Annotated in this window: 3 protein-coding genes; all 3 read left to right on the top strand. The window is 44.7% G+C overall.

The window, feature by feature from the left end; all coding sequences use genetic code 11:
• A partial coding sequence (locus PsAD26_RS04565) for a hypothetical protein (RefSeq protein WP_206599988.1) occupies positions 1 to 609 on the top strand: 609 nt, incomplete at its 5' end.
• Positions 610 to 627: 18 nt separating this feature from the next.
• Positions 628 to 1,092, top strand: coding sequence for a hypothetical protein (locus tag PsAD26_RS04560; RefSeq protein ID WP_063309457.1), 465 nt, complete (start codon positions 628 to 630; stop codon positions 1,090 to 1,092).
• Positions 1,093 to 1,225: 133 nt separating this feature from the next.
• A complete protein-coding gene (locus PsAD26_RS04555; RefSeq protein ID WP_063309456.1) occupies positions 1,226 to 1,735 on the top strand; it encodes a hypothetical protein in 510 nt (169 codons plus the stop codon).
• The last annotated feature ends 344 nt before the right edge of the window (positions 1,736 to 2,079 follow it).

Genomic DNA, 2,079 nt, shown 5'->3' with positions numbered 1-2,079 from the left:
CCGCATAAGTTCCCTCTCTGGGCCGTGGAACTGCCCAATAAGGTGACTGATAGAAGGATGAGATCCGATCTTCCTTGGCCCGAACGAGACGCCAAAATGAGGGGGTGGGGTTATCAGTATTGCATTTTTCAAACTCGCAGTGAATTCCACTGTAAAGGAGGGGGCGAGGAGATAGATGCTGATATGAGCTATCCTGATCGTTGCTGGCTCGGAGAAGCTAAATATGTAAAGACGCCAAGAAATTCAGCTCTAGTACGGGGACGTAATGGTGAATATCCAGACTTCTTTTTGCGTGCAAAAATTCGAGCAGAAGTTGAGGAAGAGTATAGACGCTATGGGATAATAACAAGGCAACCTGATGCGCCTGGTAAACCCTGCTGGAATATCGGACTCTATACTGCCATTAGCCATCCTGCTTTGTTTCCGTTTTTTAAAGAACAGTATGAAGGCGAAAATGACATCGAAGGAATGATTGAATATGTTCCGATGCGACAGGCATGCAAGCAACAACGTGGCTTTGGAGATGATGGTCCTGCAAGACCACCCAAGATTAATCCTCAGGATGATTGGTGGAACTACGACCCATCAGAATATGGCGAAATAGCATAAGAGATTAGGAGCTACGTTATGATCGATTTCAAAGAATACAACAAGCATTACGATCCATGCATGCTTAGTGTTGTCGAGGAGAGTATAAATATCTTTGAAACACAAGAGGAGTTCCGGAAATGGATTGAAGTAAAGTGGGTGGTAAATAAAATTGAAGAGGTGACATTTCGTAGCGGAGGGAAAGGAAAACGATATAGCTTAGACAACATAGATCATTCCATTTCGAATATGAAGGTTATGTTTTTAGATTGTAACTCACTTCACTTCTCTGACCCGTCGTGCGCAATAGAGGGAGCATTTTATGTATGTGATCAGTTGCGAAAAGATTTTCCTGAATTGGAAGGAAAACTCATTTTTGTCGATACATACGGTGAGATTGCTCGTTTTCCGTTTGAGTGCAGTGATGATGAATTATGCCGACGCATCGGGCTAGATGGTGAGTTTTATGATCATAAGTTAATGCAACAGTTTGGGTTCGAATGACGAAGTAAGCATAACCCAACCATAACCTCTAGGTAAGCTATAAGGGCGTACCAAGAACAATAAGTGTTGGCGGATCAATATTAGAGACATACGGAAGAAAACTCTCAAATTTGATTGAAAACAGTTTAGATGCATGCGCAAAGAACGTAATTTCACACCCATTGAAATTTGGACCGGGCTACATGTCGAGTTGGAGAGCTGGCATCTGAAGCGCAGTGATGCTGATAGTAATCTGCATCCCTTACGAGATACCTCCAACAAGATCTATCTTCAGGAGTTGAGCAAATTTTCGGGCAGTAAATGGGCCATGATTGGTGACGGTGCCGGATGGACACCGGTTGCGGCCATGGCTCTTTCATGGTGTGAGGGCGCGACTTGGGAAAACGTCTTGAGGGCGTGGCAGTCTATCGAAAAACTCGATCTTGAATCTGCTGTCTCAAACTTAGCTGCTCAAATGACCAACCCTAAGTTTTTGCCTGAGCCTAACCTTGCGGCAGTGTTAGAGCTAGGGCAGTCTCCGGGGGGAGCATGGGTGTTACTATCGGCGTTAAAGCTTCACGGAAAAATGGTGCAGTATGTCGAAGAGCAAGTTCCTCACGAAGCGGTTCATTCAGTCCTATGGCCTCTAATAATGCAGGCTTAAGCTGGTATAAGACACTGAGATTTGTGGGAGAGTAATAAACTATCATACTGACGAGTACTCCAAGCAGCAGAAAACTGCCGATACGAATTACCTTTCAAAAAATAGAGTTACATACTGGCCGCAGTGCAGGCTCTCCCGGCAACTGTTTTTTTAGTAATAAAGATTCATACCGAAGAGCCCCATTGCAATTATACGCCACACGATTTGCCTTCGCGGGTGTTTGTCGGCGACGCCTTATGGACAAATCGATCGATTTGAGTAATGGAGTGTTTTGGCCCATGATCACTAGATTAGGAGTGAACAATGGGGCAATACACAAGGACCGCCAGCGCTGCAGCTGAGAA

Origin of the sequence: Pseudovibrio sp. Ad26 (assembly GCF_001623285.1) — a bacterium.
GTDB lineage: Bacteria > Pseudomonadota > Alphaproteobacteria > Rhizobiales > Stappiaceae > Pseudovibrio > Pseudovibrio ascidiaceicola.
Note: the sequence above shows the minus strand (reverse complement) of the source record. Positions and strands in the feature narration are given on the sequence as shown.

What these genes read in the sequence shown, in the direction of transcription:
- PsAD26_RS04560 (WP_063309457.1), top strand. Translation starts at nt 628, where the DNA reads ATGATCGATTTCAAAGAATACAACAAGCATTACGATCCATGCATGCTT.
- PsAD26_RS04555 (WP_063309456.1), top strand. Translation starts at nt 1,226, where the DNA reads ATGCGCAAAGAACGTAATTTCACACCCATTGAAATTTGGACCGGGCTA.